The organism is Actinomadura napierensis (genome assembly GCF_039529375.1).
In the GTDB taxonomy this organism is placed as follows: Bacteria; Actinomycetota; Actinomycetes; order Streptosporangiales; family Streptosporangiaceae; genus Spirillospora; species Spirillospora napierensis.
In genome coordinates this window covers 11,468-30,646 of the sequence record NZ_BAAAMR010000086.1, presented here as the reverse complement: position 1 = coordinate 30,646, position 19,179 = coordinate 11,468, and the positions used below count along the sequence as shown (strand labels likewise).

General features: G+C 70.9%; 17 protein-coding genes and 1 tRNA gene. 7 read left to right on the top strand and 11 right to left on the bottom strand.

What is annotated here, in order from left to right; translation table 11 throughout:
• Positions 1-39 precede the first annotated feature (39 nt).
• Entirely contained in the window at positions 40-816 is a 777-nt protein-coding gene (locus ABD296_RS35855) for a VOC family protein (RefSeq protein ID WP_344277864.1), read from the top strand.
• Between the two features lie 33 nt (positions 817-849).
• On the opposite strand, the gene ABD296_RS35850 is transcribed toward ABD296_RS35855, so the two are convergent.
• Positions 850-1,506: a TetR/AcrR family transcriptional regulator gene (locus ABD296_RS35850; protein ID WP_344277861.1), complete on the bottom strand. Its 657-nt coding sequence runs from the start codon at positions 1,504-1,506 to the stop codon at positions 850-852.
• A complete protein-coding gene (locus ABD296_RS35845) occupies positions 1,506-2,279 on the bottom strand; it encodes an SDR family NAD(P)-dependent oxidoreductase (protein ID WP_344277858.1) in 774 nt (257 codons plus the stop codon). Before ABD296_RS35845 ends, ABD296_RS35850 begins: the two co-directional genes overlap by 1 nt.
• A gap of 135 nt (positions 2,280-2,414) precedes the next feature.
• Between ABD296_RS35845 and ABD296_RS35840 the strand changes: the two genes are divergently transcribed.
• Positions 2,415-3,716, top strand: a complete 1,302-nt coding sequence (locus ABD296_RS35840; protein WP_344277855.1) for an acyl-CoA dehydrogenase family protein — start codon at positions 2,415-2,417, stop codon at positions 3,714-3,716.
• Entirely contained in the window at positions 3,713-4,732 is a 1,020-nt protein-coding gene (locus ABD296_RS35835) for a phosphotransferase family protein (RefSeq protein ID WP_344277852.1), read from the top strand. Before ABD296_RS35840 ends, ABD296_RS35835 begins: the two co-directional genes overlap by 4 nt.
• Before the next feature lie 29 nt (positions 4,733-4,761).
• On the opposite strand, the gene ABD296_RS35830 is transcribed toward ABD296_RS35835, so the two are convergent.
• Positions 4,762-7,029 carry a glycoside hydrolase family 3 C-terminal domain-containing protein gene (locus tag ABD296_RS35830; RefSeq protein ID WP_344277849.1) on the bottom strand — a complete coding sequence of 756 codons (2,268 nt, stop codon included), beginning with the start codon at positions 7,027-7,029 and terminating at the stop codon, positions 4,762-4,764.
• A gap of 253 nt (positions 7,030-7,282) precedes the next feature.
• On the opposite strand from ABD296_RS35830, the gene ABD296_RS35825 reads away from it, so the two are divergent.
• Positions 7,283-8,251, top strand: coding sequence for a LacI family DNA-binding transcriptional regulator (locus tag ABD296_RS35825; RefSeq protein ID WP_344277846.1), 969 nt, complete (start codon positions 7,283-7,285; stop codon positions 8,249-8,251).
• A 4-nt stretch (positions 8,252-8,255) separates the two neighbouring features.
• Here the strand turns inward: ABD296_RS35825 and ABD296_RS35820 are convergent, their stop codons facing one another.
• Positions 8,256-8,873, bottom strand: a complete 618-nt coding sequence (locus ABD296_RS35820) for a TetR/AcrR family transcriptional regulator (protein ID WP_344277843.1) — start codon at positions 8,871-8,873, stop codon at positions 8,256-8,258.
• A 362-nt stretch (positions 8,874-9,235) separates the two neighbouring features.
• Between ABD296_RS35820 and ABD296_RS35815 the strand changes: the two genes are divergently transcribed.
• Positions 9,236-11,662, top strand: coding sequence for a glycoside hydrolase family 3 C-terminal domain-containing protein (locus tag ABD296_RS35815; RefSeq protein WP_344277840.1), 2,427 nt, complete (start codon positions 9,236-9,238; stop codon positions 11,660-11,662).
• A 61-nt stretch (positions 11,663-11,723) separates the two neighbouring features.
• Entirely contained in the window at positions 11,724-13,559 is a 1,836-nt protein-coding gene (locus ABD296_RS35810) for a right-handed parallel beta-helix repeat-containing protein (protein WP_344277837.1), read from the top strand.
• A 106-nt stretch (positions 13,560-13,665) separates the two neighbouring features.
• Here the strand turns inward: ABD296_RS35810 and ABD296_RS35805 are convergent, their stop codons facing one another.
• Positions 13,666-14,007 (bottom strand): MFS transporter, encoded by a 342-nt coding sequence (locus ABD296_RS35805; RefSeq protein WP_344277834.1) that lies wholly within the window; start codon positions 14,005-14,007, stop codon positions 13,666-13,668.
• Between the two features lie 197 nt (positions 14,008-14,204).
• Between ABD296_RS35805 and ABD296_RS35800 the strand changes: the two genes are divergently transcribed.
• The gene (locus ABD296_RS35800; protein WP_407061552.1) at positions 14,205-14,393 is read left to right on the top strand and encodes a TetR family transcriptional regulator C-terminal domain-containing protein; all 189 of its coding nucleotides are present in this window, start codon (positions 14,205-14,207) and stop codon (positions 14,391-14,393) included.
• A gap of 196 nt (positions 14,394-14,589) precedes the next feature.
• Here the strand turns inward: ABD296_RS35800 and ABD296_RS35795 are convergent, their stop codons facing one another.
• From ABD296_RS35795 to ABD296_RS35770, 6 genes are all read right to left on the bottom strand, one after another.
• The gene (locus ABD296_RS35795) at positions 14,590-15,192 is read right to left on the bottom strand and encodes a helix-turn-helix domain-containing protein (protein WP_344277828.1); all 603 of its coding nucleotides are present in this window, start codon (positions 15,190-15,192) and stop codon (positions 14,590-14,592) included.
• Positions 15,193-15,516: 324 nt separating this feature from the next.
• Positions 15,517-15,590, bottom strand: a tRNA-Ala gene (locus ABD296_RS35790).
• A gap of 51 nt (positions 15,591-15,641) precedes the next feature.
• Positions 15,642-16,184: a divisome protein SepX/GlpR gene (gene sepX, locus ABD296_RS35785; RefSeq protein ID WP_344277825.1), complete on the bottom strand. Its 543-nt coding sequence runs from the start codon at positions 16,182-16,184 to the stop codon at positions 15,642-15,644.
• Between the two features lie 224 nt (positions 16,185-16,408).
• Entirely contained in the window at positions 16,409-17,029 is a 621-nt protein-coding gene (locus ABD296_RS35780) for a GNAT family N-acetyltransferase (RefSeq protein ID WP_344277895.1), read from the bottom strand.
• 76 nt (positions 17,030-17,105) lie between these two features.
• Positions 17,106-18,212 carry an N-acetylglucosamine-6-phosphate deacetylase gene (gene nagA / locus ABD296_RS35775; RefSeq protein ID WP_344277823.1) on the bottom strand — a complete coding sequence of 369 codons (1,107 nt, stop codon included), beginning with the start codon at positions 18,210-18,212 and terminating at the stop codon, positions 17,106-17,108.
• Positions 18,209-19,108 (bottom strand): SIS domain-containing protein, encoded by a 900-nt coding sequence (locus ABD296_RS35770; RefSeq protein ID WP_344277820.1) that lies wholly within the window; start codon positions 19,106-19,108, stop codon positions 18,209-18,211. Before ABD296_RS35770 ends, nagA begins: the two co-directional genes overlap by 4 nt.
• Positions 19,109-19,179: the final 71 nt, after the last annotated feature.

Below are 19,179 nucleotides of genomic sequence, written 5' to 3'. Positions count from 1 at the left end.
GCACCTAGCGTTTGTGCTGTGAATCAGGTGCGGCCCGTCATGAGTTATGACGTCCATGGCACGCAGTCATGGGTCGATCTGGGCAGCCCGGATTCGCACGCTTCGAAGGCGTTCTACTGCGACCTGTTCGGCTGGGAGTCCTACACGCTGACGTTCAGCGGATTCGCCGATTACGAGATCCTCACCGAAGGCGATTCCGGCCCGGGCATCGCCGGGGTCCAGGCTCTGGCCGACGACACCCAGTCCCCCTCGTGGACCTGCGTCTTCAGGGTCGACGACGTCGACGCGTGCGTAGGGACCGTCGAGGCCGCGGGCGGCCGGTGCCTCGTCGACCCCACCGACGTCGCGCAGATGGCCCGGATAGCCCAGTTCGCCGATACCCAGGGCGTCGAATTCGCCATTTGGCAACCGGGCCCCTCGGGCGAGACCACGGTGATCGGTGAACGCTCGGCCGCGTGCTTCGTCGAGCTGGCCTGCCGCGACCTCGCCGAGGCCGGGCGCTTCTACGGTCGGGTCTTCGGCTGGTCGGTCATGGACGCCGACGACGGGCATCCGGCCTGGACCCGCTGGAAGGTCGGCGACCAGCTCGTGGCCGGCGCCGTCGTCATGGACGACACCTGGCCCGCGGACCGTCCCTCCCAATGGACCCCGTACTTCGACGTCCCGGACTGCGACGCCGCCACCGGCAGGGCCGTCGAGCTCGGCGCCCGGGTCCGGGTGCCGCCGGCCGACATCGACCTGGGCCGATTCTCGATCATGACCGACCCCACGGGCGTCCGCTTCGCCCTCATCACCCTGGCCGACCCGGACAGGTGATCGTCCGGGTCGGGCGGCATGCCCGACCAGGCCCTACGTCGATCCACCGTCCATCGGGGTGATCGCACGGAGGCAGAACGCCGTGATGCGCCCGATGTCGCCGTCCGTGGGACCGCTTCCGCTCCACAGGTAGCCGCCCAGTTTGCCGAAGGTCGCATAGGCGGCCAGCGACGCGTCGAAGGCCGGGTCGGCGCTGCCGAGTTCGCGCAGCGGTCCGGGCAGCAATTCGGCCAGGCGGTCGCTCGGAGTCGGCGGCACGGAGCCGACGACCTCGCTCACCGCGCCCGCGTTCCACAGCACGGCCCGCGTGGTCGCGGCGATCTCCTCGTCGGCCTGGGAGAGCACGCCCTGCACCCAGCGGCGCACCTTCCCTTCCGGCGTCGGCTCCTTGGCCATCTGGTGGGCCACGTAGCTGTACAGGCGCTCGGCTCCGTCCTCGAGCAGGGCCGCGACCAGCGCGTCCTTCGAGGGGAAGTGCCTGTAGAACGCCTCGTTCGACAGTCCGGCCGCGCTCACGATGTCGGCCACACGCGGACGCGACGCCGTGCCGCGCTCCTTCATGACGTCGAGCGCGGCATCGAGCAGCCGGCGCACCTCGTCGGCGTAGTCGGCGCCTCGCTTCGCGAGGGCACGCTGGGCGATCCGGCTCGCGACGTCGCCCACCTGGCCCGGGGCTGGATTCTCGTTCATCAGACCGGCCCGAGGCCGTCGACTCTGAGCAGTGAGCCGGTCGTGTACGACGATGCGTCGCTGGCGTAGTACAGCGCCGCAGTGACGATCTCCTTCGCATAGCCGAACCACCGGAGAAGCTGGCCGGGCTCGTCCCTGCCCGGGACGGCCCACCCCTTGGAGACGTCGGTGTAGAACCCGCCCGGTGAGATCACGTTGAAGCGCACCTTGGACGCGAATTCCTGCGCGAAGGCCACGCTGATCACATTGAGCGCGGCCTTCGATCCGGCATACGGGCCGAACGTCGGCGACGGACGCAACGCGCCGGTGCTGGAGACGCTGATGACCGAGCCGCCGTCCGCCGCCGCCATCCGCTCGGCGACGACCGCCGACAGCCGGAACGGCCCCTTGAAGTTGACCGCGACGACCTTGTCGAACAGCTCCTCGCTCGTCTGCGCCGATGACGGTGCGAGCGGCGACATTCCCGCGTTGTTGACCAGCACGTCGATCTTGCCGAAATGCTCGTACGACCGCTCCGCCAGCGTGTCGAGTTCGTCCCAGTGCCCGACGTGGCAGGCGATTGGAAGCGCCCTGCGTCCGAGCGCTTCGACCTCCCTCGCCACAGCAGCGCAGGCGTCGAGCTTTCGGCTGGAGATCACCACGTCCGCGCCGGCGGCGGCGTAGCCGAGCACGATCGCGCGGCCCAGCCCCCGGCTTCCGCCGGTGACGAGCGCGACCTTGCCGGTCAGGTCGAACAGTTCGGCCGGGGTGCGCACCTCGTGTTGGTCGCTCATCACACCATCCTGACGATTCGAAGGCTCGCCGGGCAGAGCACCCGTCCAGTCCCGGTGAACGGGCACACACCACCAAGATCAGAACTGTATTCTGCGTTACGAGAATGATATTCTCACCAACGAGAGGAGGGTGCAATGGGATGGGACTTCGAGACCGACCCCGAGTACCAGGGGAAGCTGGACTGGGCGGACGCGTTCGTACGGGAGGAGGTCGAACCGCTCGATCTTCTCTGGGGGAACGAGACCTTCCTGCCCCGGGACGAGACCAAGCGCAGGATCCTGGAGCCGCTCAAGGCCGAGGTGAAGCGGCAGGGGCTGTGGGCGACGCATCTGGGCCCTGAGCTGGGCGGCCAGGGCCACGGCCAGCTCAAGCTGGCGCTGCTGAACGAGATCCTCGGACGCTCGCCATGGGCGTCCCACGTGTTCGGGTGCCAGGCACCGGACACCGGCAACGCCGAGATCATCGCGCACTACGGCACCGAGGAGCAGAAGGAGCGCTACCTGCAGCCGCTGCTGGACGGTGAGATCTTCTCCAGCTACTCGATGACCGAGCCGCACGCCGGAGCCGACCCGACCCGGTTCACCTGCCGGGCCGACAAGGACGGCGACGAGTGGGTCATCAACGGCTGGAAGTACTTCTCCTCCAACGCCAAGGTGGCCTCGTTCCTCATCGTGATGGCGGTGACCGACCCCGAGGTGAGCCGGTACCAGGGCATGTCGATGTTCCTGGTCCCCACCGACACGGCCGGCGTCAAGATCGAGCGCAACGTCGGCCTGTACGGCGAGGCGATGAACGACGGCTTCCACGCGCTCATCCACTACGACGGCGTGCGCGTCCCCGCGGACGCGCTGCTGGGCGGCGAGAACCAGGCCTTCGCCGTGGCGCAGACCCGGCTGGGCGGCGGCCGCATCCACCACGCCATGCGGACCATCGGGCTCGCACAGAAGGCCCTGGACATGATGTGCGAACGCGCGCTGTCCCGCGAGACGCAGGGCAGCCTGCTGGCCGACAAGCAGTTCGTCCAGGGCTACATCGCCGACTCCTACGCGCAGCTGGTCCAGTTCCGGCTGTTCGTCCTGTACACCGCGTGGCAGATCGACAAGCACAACGACTACAAGAAGGTCCGCAAGGACATCGCCACGGCCAAGGTCGTCATGCCGACGGTGCTGCACGACATCGCCTGGCGCGCCATGCAGGTCCACGGCGCGCTCGGCACCACCAACGAGATGCCGTTCTTCCAGATGATCCACGGCGCCGGCGTGATGGGCCTCGCCGACGGCCCGACCGAGGTCCACAAGGTCACTGTGGCCAAGCAGGTCCTGCGCGGCTACCGGCCCACCGACGGCCGGTGGCCCACGGAATGGATCCCGGGAAAGGCCGAGGCCGCCCGGGCCAAGTTCGCCGACCGCATCGAACACGAGGTGGGGAACCTGTGATCGACTTTCAACGGCTCGCCGCCTGGATGGACGACGCCGGGCTGCCCGGCAAGGGCGCCCCGACCGAGCACCGGCTGCTGTCCGGTGGAACGCAGAACGAGATCCACGAGGTCGTCCGGGGTGACGAGCGCTGCGTCATCCGGATCCCTCCGCCGGAGGCGCCCGCCGACCGGGACAAGGGCATCCTGCGCGAATGGCGCATCGTCGAGGCCCTGGACGGCACCGAAGTGCCGCACACCAAGGCGGTCGCGGTGTGCGAGGACGCCTCGGTGCTCGGCCGCCCCTTCTACCTCATGGGATTCGTCGACGGCTGGTCCCCCATGGGCCGGACGAGCTGGCCCGAACCCTTCGACACCGATACCCAGGCGCGCGCCGGGCTCGGCTACCAGCTCGCCGAGGGCATCGCCCTGCTGTCCAAAGTCGACTGGAAGTCCAAGGGCTTGCACGACCTCGGCCGCCCCGACGGCTTCCACGAGCGCCAGGTCGACCGCTGGACGCGCTTCCTCGACCGGATCAAGGGCCGCGAACTCCCCGGCTTCGACGCCGCCGCGGCGTGGCTGCGCGCCCACCGCCCGCTGGACTACGTGCCCGGCATCATGCACGGCGACTACCAGTTCGCCAACGTGATGTTCCGCGACGGCGCACCGGCCCGGCTGGCCGCCATCGTCGACTGGGAGATGGGCACCGTCGGCGACCCCAAGCTCGACCTCGCCTGGATGATCCAGAGCTGGCCGGAGGACACCAGCGCGCCCGAGGCGTCCGAGGCGTCCTATGTCGACCTGCGCGGGATGCCGTCGCGCGACGAGCTCCTCGCCCACTACGCCGACGTCTCGGGCCGCCAGGTCGACGACATTGACTACTACCTCGTCCTCGCCAGATGGAAGCTGGGCGTGGTGCTGGAGCAGGGCTACCAGCGGGCGGGCGACGACGAGAAGCTGCTGGCGTTCGGCCCCATCGTCCTCGACCTGATGGAGGGCGCCGCCGAACTGGCCGAGTCGAGCGGTTACACCTCATGAGCGACGAGCCGGCCTGGCGCCGAGGGACGTCAGGCCTGCCGCGCGGCCGGGCTGTCAACGAATTCGGCCAGGTCTGAGAAGTCCAGGTGGCCCTGGCTCATCTGGACCAGGCGGTTCAGCGGCAGTGACTCGACCATCCGCAGGATCGCCGGATCGGACGCGACGGCCGACCCCTCGGCGGCGGAAAGCACCTCGCGCAGCCGCGGACCGGCGTCCGGGTGCGCCAGCCAGTCCCCGACGGTCGAGTGCCAGTCGAGCGGGTGGCGCAGCGGCGGGGCGGTCACCGCCACGGTGGCGGTCAGCCGCAGGTCGCGCGAGGAGGCGCCGACCGCGACCTCGAAGTCGCCGCTCTCCAGTACCCAGCGGCCGTGGACGGTGCTGTAGAACGACAGGTCCCGGGCGGTCAACGCGAACTCCACCGGCGCCGACCCGCCCGGGGCCAGCTCGACCTTGGCGAACGCCTTGAGTTCACGGACCGGCCGGTCGACGGAGGACTCGGCGTCGCCGAGGTAGACCTGCACGACCTCCTTGCCCGGCACCGGCCCGGTGTTGGCCACGGTGAGCCGCACCCGCACGACGACGTCCTCGCCCTCTCCCTCTACCGTCGCGTCCAGGTCGGAATAGGCGAAGGTGGTGTAGGACAGGCCGTGCCCGAACGGGTAGCCGACCGGCATGTCCTTGGCGTCGTAGTAGCGGTATCCGACGTAGATGCGCTCTCCGTAGGAGACGGTCCCGGCCGAACCGGGAAAGTCGAGATGGCAGGGGGTGTCCTGCAGGCGCAGCGGGACGGTCTCGGCGAGGCGACCGCAGGGGTTGGCGAGCCCGAACAGCAGATCGGCGATCGCGCCGCCGCCGGCCTGTCCGGCCAGCCACCCCTCCAGAATGGCCCGGGCGTGCCGCTCCCAGGTGGTGACCCGGACCGCGCCGCCGTTGGCCAGGACGACCACCACGTTCGGGTTGGCCCGCGCCACCGCCTCCAGCAGCCGCAGTTGCACCTGCGGCAGGTCGAGGTGCTCCCGGTCGAACCCCTCGGACTCCTCGCCTTCGGGCAGCCCCAGGAACACCACAGCGACGTCGGCCGCCGCCGCGGCGCGCACCGCCTCGTCCAAGAGGTCTTCTTTCTGTTCTCCGGAGAGGACGAAGCCCGGCACGAACGTCATCCGCAGGTGCTCGCCGGCCGCGGCCGTCAGGGCGTCCCAGGCGTTGTCGACCCGGGACGGGGTGACCTGCGAGCTTCCCGCACCCTGGAACCGCGGCGTGCGGGCGAACTCACCGATCACCGCCACATGCATGTGGGCGCACGGATCCAGCGGCAGGATCGCGTCCTGGTTCTTGAGCAGCACGGCCGATTCGGCGGCGACCCGGCGGGCCAGCGCGTGATGCCGCTCGACGTCGACCGGCGCGGCCGGCGCGGGCGCGCCGGTCACCTGGTCGAGCAGCGTGAGCAGCCGCGTGACGGCCCGGTCGAGCACCGCCTCGTCCAGCCGTCCGTCCCGGACGGCCTGCACCAGCCGCCCCGCGCTGGCGCCGTTGGTCGTCGGCATCTCCAGGTCCAGGCCGGCTGCGACCGCGGCGACCGGGTCGGAGACCGCGCCCCAGTCCGACACCACCAGCCCGTCGAAGCCCCACTGCTCGCGCAGCACCTCGGTGAGCAGCCACCGGTTCTCACCGGCGTAGCCGCCGTTGATCTTGTTGTAGGACGCCATCACCGTCCACGGCCGGGCCTCGGTCACGATGCGCTCGAACGCGGCCAGGTAGATCTCCCGCAGCGTCCGCTCGTCCGCCCGGACGTCGATCCGCATCCGGTCGGTCTCCTGGTTGTTGGCGGCGAAATGCTTCACCGACGCACCCACCCCGCGGCTCTGGACGCCGCGCACCAGCGCCGCGCCCAGCCGTCCGGTCAGCACCGGGTCCTCGGAGAGGTACTCGAAGTTGCGCCCGCACAGCGGTGACCTCTTGATGTTGACGCCCGGCCCGAGCAGCACTCCGACGCCGGCCGCCCGGGCCTCGTCCCCCAGCGCCGCACCGATTTCGGCGAGCAGCTCGACGTCCCAGGACGAGCCGAGGGCCGCGGCCGTGGGGAAGCAGGTGGCGGGCAGGCTCGCGGTGAAGCTGAAGTGCTCGGCGTCGGGATCGTGCTTGCGGACGCCGTGCGGGCCGTCGGTCAGCGTCACCGACCCGATCCCGAGGCGTTCGACCGCCGCCGTCTCCCAGGCGCCCTGTCCGGACAGCAGCCCGGCCTTCTCCTCCAGGGTCAGGGCCGCCAGGACGCTCAGGACATCGATTTTGTCGCGCATGGAGAACCCCTCGTCTGGTGCGTGGGCAGGCTCGCCGCCGAACCCAGGGCAGCTTTACTTACGCGCGTCGGTGACGCGCGTAAGCAGCTAATGCCACAATGTGAGCCGACCGCAAGACAAGGGCACATAACGGACACGTAACGGCCGCGAAGGGTCGTCGCCCGGGCGCGGACCTCGCCGATCACGCGGACGGGCGACGCCTTACGATGGGCGGCGCCAGCCAGCCCGGCGGCCCTGTGCGACGAGAGGGCCCATGACGCGTCCCGCCAAACGCCCCACCAGCGCCGACGTGGCCCGCGCCGCGGGAGTGTCGCGCGCCACGGTCAGCTACGTGCTCAACGACAGGCCCGGCCAGTCGATCCCGCAGGAGACCCGGCACCGCATCCTGGAAGCCGCCCGGCGCCTGGACTACCGCCCGCACGCCTCGGCGCGCGCCCTGGCCGCCGGACGCAGCGACATCGTCCTGCTCGCCATCTCCGCACTGCCCATCGGACCGGGGATCAGCCGGCTCATCGAAGAGCTCGACGCCGCGCTCGCCGACAACGGCCTGACCCTGGTCACCCACCTGGCCGGATCGCGGGGACGTCCGCTTCCGGACGTGTGCGCCACCGTCGGCGCCTCGGCCGTCATCGGCCTGGAGCCGTTCGACGACGGCACCATCGAGGCCCTGCACCGCGCCGGCGCGGAGGTCGTCCTGCCCGTCCGGGACGTCGCGCCCGCCATGAACGAGATCGGCCGCATGCAGGCCGAGCACCTCATCGAGCGCGGGCACCGGCGCCTCGGCTACGCCATGCCCGCCGACCCGGCCCTCATCCGCATGGCCGAGGCACGCCTGCAGGGCGTCACCGCGTCCTGCGCAGCCGCCGAACTCGTCCCGCCCGTGGTGCTGCAGGTGAATCTGGACGACCCCGCCGGTGTCGTGACCGGCTGGACGGCGCGCAAGGTCACCGCGGTGTGCGCCTACAACGACGAGATCGCGATCGCGGTACTGGCCGGCATGCGCGACCAGGGCCTCAGCGCGCCCGCCGACCTTGCCGTCATCGGCGCCGACGACATCCCCACCGCCAGATTCGCCGGCCCTCCGCTCACCACCGTCTGCTTCGACGCCCACGAGGTCGGCCGCCGCCGCGCCGAAACGATCGCCGCCGGGCTGACCGGCGACCAGCGGCATCCGCTGCCCGCCCAGCCGGCTCCCCGGCTCATCGAGCGCTCCTCCACCTGAGGCTTCAGCGCCCCGGCGCGTCCGGTGTGTCCGGCGCGAGGATCAGGTCGAGGAAGCGGTTGAGCGGCTCGACGATGTCGATGCCGGGGTCGAGCAGCCATTGGAGTTGCAGTCCGTCGAGCACGGCGAAGAACAGCGTCGTCGCGGTGTCGGCGTCGATGGTGTCGCGCAGCCGTCCCTCGGCGGCGAGCGCGCCGATGCCGTGTGCGGCGTGAGCGCGTGCCTGTTTCAGGCGGTCGGTGAAGAAGGCGTGGGCGGGATGCTCCGGCCGGGAGGCGGCGGCGGACAGCTCCAGCCACAGCCGCATCAGCTCCGGCGTCTGCTGATGGCGGAGCAGCAGGTCACCGAAATAGGGGGCGAGCGCGTCCAGGTCGGGGACCCCGGCCAGTCCCCGTTCCCATTCGGCCGCGTCGCGCTGGGCGAGGACGGCCATGAGCAGTTCTTCCTTGGTGCGGAAGTGGTGCAGCAGCCCGGTATGGGTGATGCCGGCCCGTTCGGCGATGTCGCGCAGCGAGGCCGCCGCGTAGCCGCGCTCGGCGAAGCCGTCGCGTGCCGCCCGGACGATCGTGTCGCGCCGGGCCTTGGTCTTGGCGTACGGGCCGCGCGCCTTCCCAGGTTCCATGGCGCGCTTTCCCCTCACTGCAACGCGGCGCAGGCCGGGCCGTCGGCCGGTCGTTCCGGCAGCGTAGCGGGACGTCGAAGGGCGCTCAAAGCGGTGCCCGGGGCGCGTGGGCCGGTTCGGCGGGGCTGCCCCTGCACGAAGATAACGCTCTGATCACGAAGGTGGCCCGCCCTCTTCTCTGGCGTCCCGGCGGGTTCTAGCGTCCACGACGAAAAGCGACCAGCTGTTAGAAATTCCCCCTCCCGGCCGGCTCCGCGCCGGCCCCACCCCCACGAGGAGACCCGGTGAGCCGCTATCGACGAGGACGGGCCCGACGCGCCGGGCGCCAGAGAACGAGCCGTGCCGCCGCCGGTGCGCTCGCGGTGTCCACTGGCCTGGCCGCGTTCGCCGCGGGCGGCCTGACCGCTCAGGCCGCGGCGTCGCCGGGCGGCGTGGCGGCCCTGGTGTCGGCGATGACGCTGGACGAGAAGCTGTCGTTCGTCCAGGGGCGCTGGGACGATCCGCAGCAGCAGACCGTCGGCGAGTCCGGATACGTGCCGGGCGTGCCGAGGCTGGGGATTCCGCCGCTGCGGCTGACCGACGGGCCCGCGGGCGTCCGCGCCGCCCGGCCGGCCACGGCGATGCCGGTGCCGGTCGCGCTGGCCTCCTCATTCGACGACGGGCTGGCGCGCGAGTACGGCCGGGTGCTGGGACGGGACGCGCGGGCGCTGGGCATGGACGTGGTGCTGGCCCCGATGGTCAACACGATCCGCGTCCCCTACGCCGGACGGAACTTCGAGGCCTACAGCGAGGACCCGCTGGTCAACTCGCGCACGGTCGCCCAGGCGGTCAAGGGCATCCAGAGCGCGGGCGCCATCGCCACCACCAAGCACTTCGCCGCCAACAACCAGGAGACCGAGCGGGGGACGATCAACGCCGAGGTCGGCGAGCAGGCGCTGCAGGAGATCGAGCTTCCCGGCTTCGAGGCCGCCGCCAAGGCCGGCACCGGCGCCGTCATGTGCTCGTACAACCAGCTCAACGGGCAGCACTCCTGCGGCAACAGCACCCTGTTGAACTCCATCCTGCGGCAACAGTGGGGGTTCGGCGGCTGGGTGATGTCGGACTGGGGCGCCACCCACAGCCCCACCGACATCGTCCACGGACTCGACCAGGACATGCCCGGCGCCCCACGTGGCGACGACTTCTTCGGCGCTCCGCTCAAGACGGCCATCCAGAACGGTTCGATCCCGGTCACCGCGCTGGACGGGTCGGTGCGGCGCATCCTCGGCGTGATGGAGCGGTTCGGCCTGCTGCGCTGCGCCTCCACCAAGGGCCCGCGCGCCGGCTGCACTCCGCCCGCGCGCCCGGCCCTGGACACGGCGGCCGACGACCGGGTCGCACAGAAGGTGGCCGAAGACGGCGCCGTCCTGCTGCGCAACACCGGCGGCGCCCTGCCGCTGACCGGTGCGGCGGCCCGCAGCATCGCCCTCGTCGGAACACCGGCGACCCAACCCGTGATCGGCGGTGGCGGAAGCTCGGAACTGGCGCCCACTTCGTTGACCGTGCCGCGCGACGAGATCGTCAAGCGGGCGGGAACGGGCGCGGACGTCTCCTACCACCCCGGCCTGAACACCACCGGCACGGTGATCCCCGGTTCGGCGCTGTCGGGCGGCCCGATCGACTTCACCGGCGCCAACGCGCTCCCGGTCTCCAGCTATGACCAGACCCGGACGCTCACCGCCCCCGAGGACGGCGACTACCTGCTCACCCTCCGCTCGACCCTGAGCACCACATCACTGAAGGTCGACGGCAAGGAGGTCACCGCCGGCGGCAGCCTCAGATTCGACGCGCTGAAGAACGCGACCGCGCGCGTCCACCTCACCAAGGGGACGCACAGCATCACCGTCCAGGCCACCGGCTACATCCCCGGCCGGCTCGAACTGCAACTGAACTGGACGACGCCCACGCAGGCCCGCGCCGACCTGGACACCGCCGTCACTGCCGCGAAGAAGGCCAAGACGGCGGTGGTGTTCGCCTACGACGAGGGCACCGAAGGCGCCGACCGGTCCACCCTCGCCTTGCCCTACGGCCAGGACGCAATGATCTCCGCCGTCGCCAAGGCCAACCCCAACACGGTCGTCGTGCTCAATACCGGCAGCGCGGTCACCATGCCGTGGCTGAAGCAGGTCAGCGGCGTCCTGGACATGTACTACCCCGGGCAGATGGGCGGGGCCGCGACCGCCCGGCTGCTGTTCGGCGACGCCGCCCCCGGCGGCCGGCTGACCCAGACCTTCCCGCTGGACGACGCGCACACCATGGTCCGCGGCGACCCGCACCGCTTCCCCGGAGTCAACGGGCAGGAGACCTACTCCGAGGGCGTCTACGTCGGCTACCGCTGGTACGACCAGCAGAAGCAGAAGACGCTGTTCCCGTTCGGACACGGGCTGTCCTACACGAACTTCGCCTACAGCGGCCTGAAGGTCCGCAGCGACCGGCACGGGCTGAGCGCGGCCTTCACCATCACCAACACCGGCAAGCGCGCCGGCGACGAGGTTCCGCAGGTCTACCTCGGGGCGAGCCCCAACGTCCACGGGGCCCAGCAGGCCGTCCGTTCACTGGCCGGCTACGGCAAGGTCCACCTGCGTCCGGGCCAGTCCCGCCGCGTCACCATCGCCGTGGCCCCGCGCCGGCTCCAGTACTGGGACGCCACCCGCCACGCCTGGACCACCGGCACCGGCACCCGCGACATCTGGGTCGGCCCCTCCTCCCAGAACCTCCCTCTGCACGGAAAGACCACAGTGCTCCACTGACACACCGCCGGGGACGGCACCTGACCGTTTCGCTCCGGCCTCACTGGCCTTGAGAGGGCACATGGAAGAGCACGAAAACCTCAACACGGTGCGCGCCGCACGATTCGCGATCGGATCTGTCCGCTGGACGAAGGCCGCCCTGTTCGCAACGGTGCTCGCCGCGGCGTCCTCGCTGCAGGCACCCGCCGCCACGGCCGCCCCGCCGCCTACCGAAGCAGCCCTGCAGCAGGTCGGCCCCCGTCCGTCCTCCCTCACCGCCGCCGCGCGTCAGGCGAGTGCACTCCCGCACTCGGCCCACCGCCGGTGGTACCTGGACTGCTCCGCGCACCGTCCCGGGGACGGCGGCGCGGCGCGTCCGTTCACCACACTCCAGCAGGCGAACGCCATCACCTTCGCCCCCGCCGACCAACTGCTCCTGAAGCGCGGCACCACCTGCACCGGAATGCTCCAGCCCACCGGCAGCGGCACCGCGGCCAAGCCCATCGTGATCGGCGCCTACGGCAACCCCTCGCACAAGCGGCCCCGGATCGACGCCGCCGGACGGTCCACCGCCGCGGTGCGCTTGGCCGACGAGTCCTACATCACCGTCCAGGACCTGGACCTCACCAACGCCGGCAACACCTCGCAGCTGTACCGAGGCCTCTACATCACCGCCGAACACGGCCAGGTCACGGGGGTGAAGGTGCAGGGCCTGGACGTCCACGACGTCGTCTCGGATCCCAGCTTCGACCACGGGAAACCCGGTGGCGGCATCATCGCCGAAGCGATCGGCCCCAACGCCCGCTTCTCCCACCTGACCCTGCAAGGCAACTACGTGCACGACGTGAGCCGCAGCGGAATCTGGGTCATCGGCACCGACACCGAGCAGCGCCCGCCCGCGGACCAGCCGTGGCCCGCCGCCACCACCGACGTCCTTCTTCGCGCGAACACCGTGATCCGTCCCGCCGGGGACGCCATCGTGACGCTCGGGACCGTCGGCGCGGTCATCGAGGACAACACCGTCCGCGAAGGCAACCTCGTGGGCCGCGACTACGAGGACCCGGCCGTGCGAAACTGCAGCGCGGGCATCTGGACCTGGAACGCCAACCGGACGGTGATCCAGTACAACGACGTCGGCGACATGCACTTCGGCCCCAGCCCGACCGACGGCTGCGACGGCACCGGCTACGACGTCGACTACAACCAGGACGGCACGGTCGTCCAGTACAACTACTCCCACGGCAACCAGGGCGGGTTCATCCTGCTGTGCGCCGCCCAATCCCCGCGCCACGCCGACATCCGCTACAACCTCAGCGTCAACGACGCGCACCTGTTCTCGCCACCACCGTGCGGCCCGCCCTACGACCCCGCCGTGACCAACCTCAACGGCGTGCGGATGTACAACAACACCATCATCGCCAAGACACCCAATGTCGCCGCCGAGGGCAGCGAAGCAGTCGCAAAGCAACTCGTCCCGTTCTTCGGCACGTTTGCCTTCCAGAACAACATCGTCTACGCCACCGACCCCAAGACCAGCGCCGACCACTACTTCTACTGCGGCACCGCCTGCACCAACAACCTCTTCTTCAACATGCCCGCCTACGGCACCAACGCCATCAATGCCGACCCCAAGTTCACCGGCAAGCCGCAGCACCCCTCCAACCCGCCGCCGCGTTCCGCCTCCGCCCCGATTCCCCCGCCCTCCACGCCGGCACCCCCATCGCCCCCGGCGTCCCCCAGCCCGCCACCCACGACTACTTCGGCCACCCCATCCCCACCCCACCGGCCATCGGCTTCGCCCAGAGTCGGTTTGAGCTCCCGTGAAAGCGCGAGGCTGGGCGGTCATCGCAGGTTCCCATTAGCACGGACACTCCAGACCGCCAATACGCACGCGCCGCCGAGCCACAGGACGCCCTGAAGCGCGAAGGCGTCCACGATGACGCCCCCGGTCAGCGCGCCAAGGCCGATCGACAGATAGGACCAGGCCGCTCAGCGTCGCGAAGGCGATGCGCTAACCGGAGAACTCACCGAGCAGCGTGCCGAGCAGGACGCCGAACACGTTGGCCGCTGGCGACGGCCCAGAAGCCTCCGATCGCCACCCCGACCAGCACCCAGGAGGAGACCAGAACGGCGAAACCCGGTGCCGGGGCCGAAGCCAGGTTGGCGAGCGTCATCAGGCCGAGCAGCAGCAGTCGCCGGTCCATGCCGACGAGCACCGGAACCAACGGCGCCGCGACCGCGGCGACCAGGCTGGGTACCGTTACCATCAGCCCGGCCGTCCCCTCGGAGACCGACCGCGCCGGCCCCAGGGCGGTCAGCAGCCCGATCGGCAGTTGCTCCGCGGTCACCAGCAGGAACGTCCCCAAGGCCACCGCGGTACGTGATCTGGGCGGCGAACTCGAACTCACCCCCAGCAACCTGTACCGGACGTTCACCGACAAACACACGCTGTTCCTACGCGCGCTCGACCACTACCGGGCCACCGATTCCGCTGAGGCCGAGCAACGGCTGAACGCCGCCGACCGTCCAGTCCGCCAAGTACTGCAGGACTGGCTGCTGTGGACTGGTCTCCTGCCCGTCCGGCCGAGGCTGCTTCGTGGTCAACACCGCCACCGAACTCGGCACCACCGACGCCCAGGTCCGTCAGCGGACCGAGGCCGCCTTCGAGGTCACCCGCCAGGCACTGCGATCACTGCTGCACCAGGGCCGCCGCGATCCGAACACTGGGCCCCACCCCCACAACCCTTCCTGACCACCAACCCCCGCGGCCATCGCCCGACAAGGCGCCCTGACACCCCTGAACGGCGCTCCCAGGACCGGTCCCGGACGTTGACCGAAGAATGGTCACCAGGTACGCCCAAACACCATCGCCAATCGGGCGCGAGTTGTGGGCCCAAGCCGCCGTGATCGCCCAACTGCGTCCAGACGCTGCAGTCCGCGCACCGTGCTCAGTGGGGAGGGGCGTTGTCGGGGCGGTAGCGGGCCCTGATGTGGACGCGTTCACCCTGAGGGCCGAGGATGCTGAGGAACTCGACGGAGTGTCCGTCGGCATTGCCGAACCAGTGCGGCAGGTGGGTGTCGAATTCGGCGACTTCACCATCGGCGAGGATGAAGTCCTTGTCGCCCAGGACGATGCGAAGACGGCCGCGCAGGACGTAGAGCCAGTGGTATCCCTCGTGCGAGCGGAGGTCGGGTTCGCGGCCGTCGGTCAGGCCGGCGGGCAGGATGTGCTTGAACGCTTGCAGCCCGCCGGGGTTGCGGGTCAGGGGGACAACGGTCATGCCGTTGCGGGTGAACGGCTGTGGATACACCCGGGGGTCGAGCTCGGCCGGGGCGCCGATCAGCTCCTCGATCGGCACCCGGTAGGCCCTGGCCAGAGGCAGCAGGAGTTCCAGGCCCGGTTTGCGCTGGCCGGACTCCAGCCGGGACAGGGTGCTGATCGGGATGCCGGTGGTCTCGGCCAGGGCGGTGAGGGCGACGCCGCGGCGACGGCGCAGCTCCCGCAGCCGGGGTCCGACCGCGGCCACCACGGCGTCGAGGTCGTCGTTCATACCCCCACCGTGCCCACCCTCTGCGCTTCCTGCAAAGAACATTGCCAAAACGCCAAAAGGAGCGGCCCCTGACAACGAAGCTGGTCACGATGACCCCCGGCCAGCAACGTCGATCAGTACGAAGTACCGGCGGACGGACGAGGCCCGTGCTTCCCAGTCGAGGGCGAGGTCGGGATCGGCCGGGTAACCCAGCTCCAGAACTGGGATACTCCATCGGGCCCACGAATGGATCCCGCCCGCCTGGGGCGCTCGGGCTTGGGCACAAATGGCTGAAGGCCGGTTCGGGATCTACCCTGAACCGACCTCTGACCTGTGAATCCTGGGTGGAGCTGAGGGGATTTGAACCCCTGACCCCCTCGATGCGAACGAGGTGCGCTACCGGACTGCGCTACAGCCCCAAGGACTCCGTAAGGTTAGCAAACTTCGGGGGGTGCTCGCGCACGCCGGGGTCATTCGCCTACCGCGCGGCGGTCGTCGGCGTACTGGTCGAAGACCTCCTCGAGGGCGACGAGTTCGATGACCTCGGCGGGTTCGGCGGCCTGCTCGGCGCGGCGGGCCTCGAGGGCGCGGGCGCGCGCGGCGGCGCGGCGCTCGGCTTCGGCGCGGTGGCGGGCGGCGTCCATGCCGACGGCGACGCGCAGCAGGGTGAGGTGGCCGCCCAGCAGGAGGGCCGGGGGCAGCGTGGCCCACCAGGGCAGCAGGCCGGACGCGACGAGCGCGACGACGGTCACCAGGAGGGCCGTCAGGCCGGACGTGCGGCGTCGGCGGCGGGCGATGACGGTGGCGCGGGTGGCGGGGCGGCGCTGGGGCGCCGTCTCCTCTTCCTCCGCGGGCTCCTCCGCCGGTTCCTCCTCCTCGTCCTCCAGTTCGTCGGCGCGCTTGTGGAGGAGGCGGGTGATGCCGGCGTTCTCGGTGTCGCGGCGCAGCCACATGGGGACCAGGACGATGGCCCAGACCACGACGATGGCGAGGTAGAGGACGGCGCTGCTCACGCGGTCACCGCCTCGGGCCGTCCCAGGGCACGCTGAATCGGCGGGCCGACTTTCGGCGCGCGGGCGTGCAATGGGAGCAGGGTCACGCCCCGCACGGTACGAGCCGGTGTCAGAGGTTGACGAGCATAAGGGGCGGTGTGTCGCGAGATCGATGCCGCCGTTACTCTCCGTTTGCCGAGTCTTCTCGATCGCAGGATATTTACGCGACGAAAGTCACCGTGGACTCAAGTGCGCCGGGGAAATGCCTGTTTGCGTTCGGCCAGCCAGCGGGCCCGCAGGCCGCCCGGGACGTCCTCGACGGTCAGGGCGTAACAGATGTGGTCGCGCCAGGCGCCGTCGATGTGCAGATGGCGGCGGCGAATTCCTTCTTCCCGGAATCCGAGCTTTTCGACGACGCGGCGGCTGGCGGCGTTCTCCGGGCGGATATTCGCCTCGAGCCGGTGCAGGCCGACGGTGAAGAAACAGTGGTCGACGGCGAGGGCGACCGCGGTGGGAATGACGCCGCGGCCGGCGACCTGCTTGTCGACCCAGTAGCCGATCTGGGCGGAGCGGGCCGAGCCCCAGACGACCGCGCCGATGGTGAGTTGGCCGGCGAAGCGGTCCTCGTGGGTGACGACCCAGGGCAGGGCGAGGCCCTGGCGCGCCTCTCGGCGCATGGTGTGCACCATGCTGAGGTAGGGGCCGAGACCGCTGCGGAACAGCGGCGTCTCGGGATTGGTCGGTTCCCAGGGGCGCAGCCAGTCGGCGTTGCGTACCCGCAGCTCACGCCAGACGGCGGCGTCCCGGTGCCGGAGCGGGCGCAACCCGACGGGGCCCTCGGTGAGGGTGACCGGCCATCCCCTCAATCGTTCCACGGTTCCATGATTCCCTGGTAGCACCTGCGGACGCCATCAATTGTGGCCGAGAAATCGACCGGGCGCCTTACGACCAGCGGCCGCCTTTCATGACGCGCTGTACCGACATGTCGTCGTTGAGGACGACGAGGTCGGCGTCCTTGCCGGCTTCGAGCGAGCCGACGCGGGAGTCGAGGCCGAGCGCGCGGGCCGGGACGAGCGACGCGGCCGCGGCGGCCTCCTCGATCGGCGTGCCGAGGCGGGTGACGGCCCGGCGGAACGCGTCCGCCATCGTGATCGTGCTCCCGGCGATGGACGTCCCGTCGGCGAGGGTGGCGCGGCCGTCGCGGACCTGGACGTCCATGACACCGAGCCGGTAGTCGCCGTCGCCCATGCCGGCGGCGGCCATCGCGTCGGTGATCAAGGCGACGCGGCCGGGGGCGGCCGCGAGGGCCAGCCGGGCGACGGCGGCCTCCACGTGCACGCCGTCGTTGATCAGTTCGGCGGTGACGCGGGGGTCGTTCAGCGCGGCGGCGACGGGGCCGCCCTCGCGGTGGTGCAGCGGGCGCATGGCGTTGAACAGGTGGGTCGCGACGGTCGCGCCGGCGTCGAACGCGGCGCGGGCCGTGTCGCCGGGCGCGTCGGTGTGCCCGACGGCCGCGATGACGCCGGCGTCCGCGGCGTCCCGGACGAGGTCCAGCGCGCCGGGCAGTTCGGGCGCGAGGGTGATCATGCGGAGGTGGCCGGCGCCGAGGTGGACGAGCCGGGCGAACTCAGCGCGGTCGGGGTCGCGCAGCAGAGCGGGGTCGTGCGCGCCGCAGCGGTCGCGGGCGAGGTAGGGGCCTTCGAGGTGGACGCCGGCGATGAGCCCTTCGGCGGCGAGGTCGGCGAGGGCGGTGACGGCGTTCGCGAGTTCGTCGGACGTGCCGGTGACGAGGCTCGCGATCGTCGTGGTCGTCCCGTGCGCGAGGTGGAACAGGGCGGCCCGCCGTGCCTCCTCGGCCCGTCCGGACTGGTAGGAGGCGCCCGCGCCGCCGTGGACGTGCATGTCCACGAAGCCGGGGACGACGTACCGGCCTTCGAGGTCGAGCGTGTCCCCGGCGGACGACTCGGCGATCCGCCCGCCGTCGATGTGCAGGGTGCCGGACGTGACGCCGTCCGGCAGGACGATCCGGGCGTTGGTCAGCGTCGTCATGAGGCGTCCAGGATGACCGAGCGGGTGAGATTGCGCGGATGGTCGGGATCGTCCCCCCGCGCGCGGGCGATCTCGACGGCCAGCCGCTGCGCCCTGACCAGGTCGGCGAGCGGGTCCAGCGACGTCGTGATCATCGTGCCGCCGACCCCCGCGACCTGGTCGGCGAGGCCCGCCGGCGGCTCGCCGAACATCCAGGCGACGCGGCCGGGGCCGGTGATCGCGATCGGCCCGTGCCGGTACTCCATCGCGGGGTACGACTCGGTCCACGCGCCCGCGGCCTCGCGCATCTTGAGCGCGGCCTCGTGCGCGAGGCCGGTCGTCCAGCCGCTGCCGAGGAAGGTGAACTGGCCGGCGCGGACGGCCTCGGCGGGCAGCGGCTCGGCGACGGCCCGCTCGGCGTCGGCGATCACTCCGGTGACGTCCTCGCCGAGGTGGGCGCGGAGCAGGACGAGCTGGGTCGTGGCGTAGCGGGTCTGCACCAGCGAGCGCTCGTCGGCGTAGTCGAGGACGATGATCTCGTCGGCGGCGTTCATCACCGGCGTCGCGGCGTCCGCGGTGATCGCGACGGTGGGCGTCGTGCCGCGGACGCGGGCCAGCACGTCCAGAACCTCGGTGGTCGTGCCGGACCTGGACAGCGCCAGCAGCCGGTCGTAGCGGCGGCCGGCCGGGAACTCCGACGCGGCGAACGCGTCGGTCTCGCCGTGCCCTGCGGCCTCGCGGATCGCCGCGTAGGACTGCGCGACGAACCAGGACGTGCCGCATCCGATCACCGCGACCCGCTCGCCGCGCCGGGGCAGCACCGGCGCGAGGTCCGCGGCCGTCGCCGCGGCGCGCCGCCACCGGCCGGGCTGGGACGCGATCTCGGCCTCGGTGTGCCCGCCGCCGCGCTCCGCCATGGGCCCTCCTTTGCAGCAGTCTGCGTGTTCTTGCTTGTTCAATAGCAAATCTGAACACGAAAGACCATAGT

What these genes read in the sequence shown, in the direction of transcription:
- ABD296_RS35825 (WP_344277846.1), top strand. Translation starts at nt 7,283, where the DNA reads ATGACGCGTCCCGCCAAACGCCCCACCAGCGCCGACGTGGCCCGCGCC.
- ABD296_RS35845 (WP_344277858.1), bottom strand. Translation starts at nt 2,279, where the DNA reads ATGAGCGACCAACACGAGGTGCGCACCCCGGCCGAACTGTTCGACCTG.
- ABD296_RS35810 (WP_344277837.1), top strand. Translation starts at nt 11,724, where the DNA reads ATGGAAGAGCACGAAAACCTCAACACGGTGCGCGCCGCACGATTCGCG.
- ABD296_RS35830 (WP_344277849.1), bottom strand. Translation starts at nt 7,029, where the DNA reads ATGCGCGACAAAATCGATGTCCTGAGCGTCCTGGCGGCCCTGACCCTG.
- ABD296_RS35820 (WP_344277843.1), bottom strand. Translation starts at nt 8,873, where the DNA reads ATGGAACCTGGGAAGGCGCGCGGCCCGTACGCCAAGACCAAGGCCCGG.
- ABD296_RS35770 (WP_344277820.1), bottom strand. Translation starts at nt 19,108, where the DNA reads ATGGCGGAGCGCGGCGGCGGGCACACCGAGGCCGAGATCGCGTCCCAG.
- ABD296_RS35795 (WP_344277828.1), bottom strand. Translation starts at nt 15,192, where the DNA reads ATGAACGACGACCTCGACGCCGTGGTGGCCGCGGTCGGACCCCGGCTG.
- ABD296_RS35850 (WP_344277861.1), bottom strand. Translation starts at nt 1,506, where the DNA reads ATGAACGAGAATCCAGCCCCGGGCCAGGTGGGCGACGTCGCGAGCCGG.
- ABD296_RS35855 (WP_344277864.1), top strand. Translation starts at nt 40, where the DNA reads ATGAGTTATGACGTCCATGGCACGCAGTCATGGGTCGATCTGGGCAGC.
- ABD296_RS35840 (WP_344277855.1), top strand. Translation starts at nt 2,415, where the DNA reads ATGGGATGGGACTTCGAGACCGACCCCGAGTACCAGGGGAAGCTGGAC.
- nagA (WP_344277823.1), bottom strand. Translation starts at nt 18,212, where the DNA reads ATGACGACGCTGACCAACGCCCGGATCGTCCTGCCGGACGGCGTCACG.